This is a genomic window from Corynebacterium lipophiloflavum DSM 44291, assembly GCF_000159635.1.
GTDB classification, from domain to species: Bacteria; Actinomycetota; Actinomycetes; order Mycobacteriales; family Mycobacteriaceae; genus Corynebacterium; species Corynebacterium lipophiloflavum.
Map to the genome: position 1 here is coordinate 1 of NZ_GG667234.1, position 307 is coordinate 307.

1 protein-coding gene is annotated in these 307 nt (G+C 57.3%); it reads left to right on the plus strand.

What is annotated here, in order from left to right; all coding sequences use genetic code 11:
- Nucleotides 1-307: integrase core domain-containing protein (locus tag HMPREF0298_RS12010; protein ID WP_006841346.1), on the plus strand; the 307-nt coding region annotated here is incomplete at both ends.

The following is a 307-nucleotide window of genomic DNA, read 5'->3' on the forward strand; positions in this document are numbered from 1 at the left end:
GCTTTTGAGCATGCTCTTTATCACGCAGGTGATCTCCGTGCACAAGGTCTTGTCCATCACAGCGATCGCGGCTCGCAGTACGTGTCCATTCGTTACAGTGAGGCGCTTGCTCAAGCTGGGATTGATCCGTCCGTTGGCACCGTCGGCGATTCCTACGACAACGCGTTGGCGGAAACGGTCAACGGTCTATACAAGACCGAGCTGATCTATCCCCACCGGCCGTGGGCGTCGGTTGGGGAAGTCGAGATCGCGACCCTTCGCTGGGTGTACTGGTGGAATAACCATCGCCTGCACGAGTCATTGGGAT